Annotated in this window: 5 protein-coding genes; all 5 read left to right on the forward strand. The window is 59.9% G+C overall.

The genetic code is table 11. The features are described from left to right. The first annotated feature begins 182 nt into the window (after positions 1-182). The 5 genes from prfB to ACW9I6_RS30280 all read left to right on the forward strand — a co-directional run bounded on the left by prfB (position 183) and on the right by ACW9I6_RS30280 (position 5,592). Positions 183-1,278, forward strand: a protein-coding gene (prfB, locus tag ACW9I6_RS30260; RefSeq protein ID WP_096236834.1) for a peptide chain release factor 2 whose coding sequence is annotated in 2 segments (ribosomal slippage) — positions 183-254 and positions 256-1,278 — 1,095 coding nt in all. Because the reading frame shifts where the segments join, the coding sequence is not laid out codon by codon here. Positions 1,279-1,356: 78 nt separating this feature from the next. Further along, positions 1,357-2,859 carry a lysine--tRNA ligase gene (gene lysS, locus ACW9I6_RS30265; RefSeq protein WP_003219243.1) on the forward strand — a complete coding sequence of 501 codons (1,503 nt, stop codon included), beginning with the start codon at positions 1,357-1,359 and terminating at the stop codon, positions 2,857-2,859. Positions 2,860-3,011: 152 nt separating this feature from the next. Further along, positions 3,012-3,728 carry a TetR/AcrR family transcriptional regulator gene (locus ACW9I6_RS30270; protein ID WP_087695218.1) on the forward strand — a complete coding sequence of 239 codons (717 nt, stop codon included), beginning with the start codon at positions 3,012-3,014 and terminating at the stop codon, positions 3,726-3,728. Between the two features lie 16 nt (positions 3,729-3,744). Continuing rightward, on the forward strand, positions 3,745-4,293 hold the full coding sequence (locus ACW9I6_RS30275; protein WP_003219239.1) for a hypothetical protein: 549 nt from the start codon (positions 3,745-3,747) through the stop codon (positions 4,291-4,293). 21 nt (positions 4,294-4,314) lie between these two features. Beyond that, positions 4,315-5,592, forward strand: coding sequence for a flavohemoglobin expression-modulating QEGLA motif protein (locus tag ACW9I6_RS30280; protein ID WP_003219237.1), 1,278 nt, complete (start codon positions 4,315-4,317; stop codon positions 5,590-5,592). The last annotated feature ends 82 nt before the right edge of the window (positions 5,593-5,674 follow it).

The raw sequence follows: 5,674 nt of genomic DNA on the forward strand, positions 1-5,674 counted from the left end.
TCAGTCAATGCATCTGGCGACTGAACCACCGCATTCGCGAGCAAGCCCGCTCCCACATTTGATCTTCATCGCTGTCTGGATGGTGCATATCCCCGCCTTTTCGGCCAAGCGGACTGCCGTTATCAGCCGTTTGTCGTTATACTCGTCGGCTTTCAAAAGTTCGCCAACGAGTGCTGCCCGCCATGGAAATCAACCCGATCCTTAACACCATCAAGGACCTGTCCGAGCGCTCCGAAACTATTCGGGGGTATCTTTGACTACGATCAAAAGCATGAGCGTCTGACCGAAGTCAATCGCGAGCTTGAAGATCCGGCTGTCTGGAACAAACCTGAATACGCCCAGGAACTGGGCCGCGAGCGCGCTGCGCTGGCGCAGATCGTCGACACCCTCGACGAATTGAACACCGGTCTGGGCGATTGCCGCGACCTGCTGGACATGGCCGTCGAAGAAAACGACGAAGGCGCAGTGGGCGATGTCGTCGCCGAGCTGGCCCGTCTCGAGGAAAACCTCGCCAAACTCGAATTCCGCCGCATGTTCAGCCATGAAATGGACCCGAACAACGCCTACCTGGACATCCAGGCCGGTTCCGGCGGCACCGAAGCCCAGGACTGGGCCAACATCCTGTTGCGCATGTACCTGCGCTGGGCCGACAAACGCGGTTTCGACGCGACCATCATGGAACTGTCGGCCGGTGAAGTCGCCGGCATCAAGGGCGCGACCGTGCACATCAAGGGCGAATACGCCTTTGGCTGGCTGCGGACCGAGATCGGCGTACACCGCCTGGTGCGCAAGAGCCCGTTCGACTCCGGCAACCGTCGCCACACGTCGTTCTCCGCTGTTTTCGTCTCGCCAGAGATCGACGACAAGGTGGAAATCGAGATCAACCCGGCAGACCTGCGGATCGACACCTACCGTTCCTCCGGTGCCGGTGGCCAGCACGTAAACACCACCGACTCGGCCGTACGTATTACCCACGTACCGACCAATACCGTGGTGAGCTGCCAGAACGAACGTTCCCAGCACGCGAACAAGGACACCGCCATGAAAATGCTGCGGGCCAAGTTGTACGAGCAGGAAATGCAGAAACGCAACGCCGCGTCCCAGGCGCTGGAAGACACCAAGTCGGATATCGGCTGGGGTCACCAGATCCGCTCGTATGTGCTCGACGCGTCGCGGATCAAGGATCTGCGTACCAACATTGAACGCAGCGACTGCGACAAGGTGCTCGACGGTGATATCGACGAATACCTGGAAGCCAGCCTGAAATCTGGCCTGTAACTCCTTTGTAGGAGCCGGCTTGCCGGCGATCCCCGGCCGCAGGCCGGGGACAACGAACCTGATGGAAAATTTAAAGACATGAGCGACCAACAACTCGACCCGCAAGCCCTGCAACAGGAAGAAAACTCCCTGATCGCCCTGCGCAAGGAAAAGCTTGCTGCCGAGCGCGCCAAGGGCAATGCCTTCCCGAACGACTTCCGCCGCGAAAACTACTGCGATGCCTTGCAGAAACAGTACGCGGACAAGACCAAGGAAGAGCTGGCAGAGGCTGCAATCCCGGTCAAGGTTGCCGGTCGCATCATGCTCAACCGTGGCTCGTTCATGGTGATCCAGGACATGACCGGTCGCATCCAGGTCTACGTCAACCGTAAAACCCTGTCCGAAGAAACCCTGGCCTCGGTGAAAACCTGGGACATGGGCGACATCATTGCCGCCGAAGGCACCCTGGCCCGTTCCGGCAAGGGTGACCTGTACGTTGAAATGACCAGCGTGCGCCTGCTGACCAAATCCCTGCGCCCGCTGCCGGACAAGCACCACGGCCTGACCGACACCGAGCAGCGCTATCGCCAGCGCTACGTTGACCTGATCGTCAACGAAGAAGTGCGCCAGACCTTCCGCGTGCGTTCGCAGGTTATTGCGCACATCCGCAGCTTCCTGATGAAGCGCGACTTCCTCGAAGTTGAAACGCCGATGCTGCAAACCATCCCGGGTGGTGCCGCAGCCAAGCCGTTCGAAACCCACCACAACGCGCTGGACATGGAAATGTTCCTGCGTATTGCGCCTGAGCTGTACCTCAAGCGGCTTGTTGTTGGCGGCTTCGAAAAAGTGTTCGAGATCAACCGCAACTTCCGTAACGAAGGCGTTTCGACCCGTCACAACCCTGAATTCACCATGTTGGAGTTCTACCAGGCCTACGCCGACTACGAAGACAACATGGACCTGACCGAGGAACTGTTCCGCGAACTGGCGCAACTGGTCCTGGGCACCACCGACGTGCCATACGGCGACAAGGTGTTCCACTTCGGCGAGCCGTTCGTGCGCCTGTCGGTGTTCGACTCGATCCTCAAGTACAACCCTGAGCTGACCGCCGATGACCTGAACGACATCGACAAGGCCCGCGCCATCGCCAAGAAAGCCGGCGCCAAGGTGCTGGGCTTCGAAGGCCTGGGCAAATTGCAGGTGATGATTTTCGAAGAGCTGGTGGAGCACAAGCTGGAGCAGCCGCACTTCATTACCCAGTACCCGTTCGAAGTGTCGCCGCTGGCCCGTCGCAACGATGACAACCCGAACGTCACCGACCGTTTCGAGCTGTTCATCGGCGGCCGTGAAATCGCCAACGCCTACTCCGAGCTGAACGATGCCGAAGACCAGGCCGAGCGCTTCATGGCCCAGGTGGCCGACAAGGACGCTGGCGACGACGAGGCGATGCACTACGACGCCGACTTCGTACGCGCCCTGGAATACGGCATGCCGCCTACCGCCGGTGAAGGTATCGGCATCGACCGGTTGGTGATGTTGTTGACCAACTCGCCGTCGATCCGTGACGTGATCTTGTTCCCGCACATGCGGCCACAAGCGTAACCGTAGCGAAATCCGAAGCCGCCTTTTATAAGGCGGCTTTTTTATGTGGCGTTTATAAGCGTCAAGTAAACAGCGCCAGGTGATCGTTCCCACGCTCTGCGTGGGAACGCAGCCCGTGACGCTCCGCGTCACAGTGTGGAGGAAGATCCGTCGTGAACCGCGTAATGGCTCAAAAGGGTGCCGCCGGCATTGCCGCTGCCGTGGCTGAAAGTGTTCAGTACCAGGGCCGCAAGGCCAGTCGCCGGGGCAGTGAGCAGCGCAGGCAGGACATTCTCGATGCAGCGATGCGCATCGTGGTACGCGAAGGCGTGCGTGCCGTGCGTCACCGTGCGGTGGCGGCGGAAGCCGGTGTGCCGTTGTCGGCCACCACCTATTACTTCAAGGACATCGACGACCTGCTCACCGACACCTTCGCCCAATATGTGGAGCGCAGCGCCGCGTTCATGGGCAAGTTGTGGGTGCGTAACGAAGGCCTGCTGCGCGAGATGGTGGCTTATGGCGACGGCAGCCCGCAGTCGCGCTCGCAACTGGCCGATGACATCGCGCGCCTGACCGCCGATTACGTGCAACGCCAATTGCTCAACCGCCGTGAGCACCTGATGGCCGAGCAGGCGTTTCGCCAGGAAGCGCTGCTGAACCCGCGCCTGGCCGAGCTGGTGCGCTCCCACCAGCAAATCCTGCTGCAGGGCACTTGCCAGTTTTTCCAGGTATTGGGTTCCCGCGAGCCGCAACAGGATGCCAAAGTGTTGACGGCGATTATCGGTCGGATGGAATATCAGGGCCTGCTGGGCGGCTCAGAGCCTCTGACCAGCGAAGAAATGCTTGAGATCCTCAAGCGTTACATGCATTTGGTGTTGGCTTCGGTCTGACACAGGGGATTGTCCAATGAAAGCCTGGCGCGTCGTCGTGATCGCCTTGTCGTTCCTGTTGCTCAGCGGTTGCCTGGTGACCTTCAAGGACCCGTTGCCCGCCAGCGAGGCGGCGCCTGATGGTCTGCTTGGCAAATGGGCCAGCAAAAATGCCTGGGGTGAGCCGCTCAACCTGCAAATCAGCCGCGTCGGTAAGCACCGCTACAAAGCCGTGAGCTACCCTAAGGCCAAGCCGGGCCAGCGGGATGAATACCTGTTCACGGTTTCCCGGCATGGCAGCCGCTGGTATCTGTCGGCGCCATTGCCGGCCAGGTTCGGCGGGCATTACATCCTCGCCGGGTTCGAATTGAATGATGAGCACGAGCTGGTGGTCTACAACCTCGACCTGGATCAGGTCCACCAGGCGGTCGGCCAGAAGGTCCTGAGTGGCAGCACCGTCGAAACCGTCGAGGGTGCAGGTGTGTTGATCGACAGTTCCATGGCCCGGGTATTTGCGTACCTGGATGATCCGGCCAATGCCGATGTGTTCGTCGAAGCCGTGCGCTACCAGCGTGCAGGCAAATAACGTTTAAAGAGGAAGTACCGGGTGGACGATTACCAGCAGACGATACGCGCCTTGTCCGATCGCATTGTGCTGGCGCAAACACCGATTCGCGTCCTCGACGCCGTGAAGTGGGACGAGAATATTCGCCAGGGATTCCTCAAGGCCAAGGGCAAGGAAATGCCGGCGGTGGACCGCGACTACTACCTGACCCGGCCGCTGTCGTTCGATTCCAGCGCGGTGAAGCTGGAGTTCCAGAACATCGAGCGTGACATCACCCGCCAGCTTGGCCAGTTCAACCCGGTCGGGCAGATCATGCGGCGCATGTGCAAGGAGTACCGCATGGTGGTGCGCATGCTTGAAGCGCGGGGCACCGAGGATTTCGGCCTGATCTCCCAGGAGCTGTACGGTGCCGCTTCCGATGCGTTCCATGCCGGTGACCCGACCCTGGCCGACCTCGGCCTGATGATGTCGGACTACCTGAACAATATCGATGGCCGTGGCGACCTCAAGGACGAAGCCAAGACCCTGACCGCCAAGGACGCCGTCAACCTGCTGCAGAGCCGCCTGAACAAGGTATTCGGCGAGGCCGAGGAAACCATCCGGGTGTTCGAGTCCGACGGTATCGTGGCGGATGCGGCGGCAGGTGCCGACTACATCAAGATCCGCGCCGACGCGATGTTCAACGACCGCGACGTGCGCGCCCTGGAGGTCCATGAAGGCCTGGTGCACGTGGGCACCACCCTCAATGGGCAAAACCAGCCGATCTGCACCTTCCTGTCCAAGGGCCCGCCCTCGTCGACCGTGACCCAGGAAGGCCTGGCGATCCTGATGGAAATCATCACCTTCGCCTCCTACCCCAGCCGCCTGCGCAAGCTGACCAACCGCACTCGCGCCATTCATATGGTGGAGCAGGGAGCCGACTTCCTGCAGGTGTTCGAATTCTTCCGCGAGCAGGGCTTTGAGATGGCGGAAAGCTACGGCAACGCCAGCCGGGTTTTCCGTGGGTCGACGCCTACGGGTCTGCCGTTTACCAAGGATTTGTCCTACCTCAAGGGCTTTATCATGGTTTACAACTACATTCAGTTGGCCGTGCGCAAAGGCAAGCTGGAGCAAGTGCCGTTGTTGTTCTGCGGCAAGACCACCCTGGAAGACATGCGTACCCTGCGCCAACTGGTGGACGAAGGCCTGGTGGTGCCACCCAAATACCTGCCGGATCAGTTCCGCGACATGAATGCGTTGGCGGCGTGGATGTGTTTCTCCAACTTCCTCAACCATTTGAGCCTGGACCGGATCGAGGCGGATTACTCCAATATCCTTTAACGATATCTCTGAAGGAACTCAGTCAAAATGTGGGAGCGGGCTTGCTCGCGAATGCGGTGTATCAGCAACAGATGTGGTTACT

It is taken from the genome of Pseudomonas sp. SDO5522_S412, from assembly GCF_054071215.1.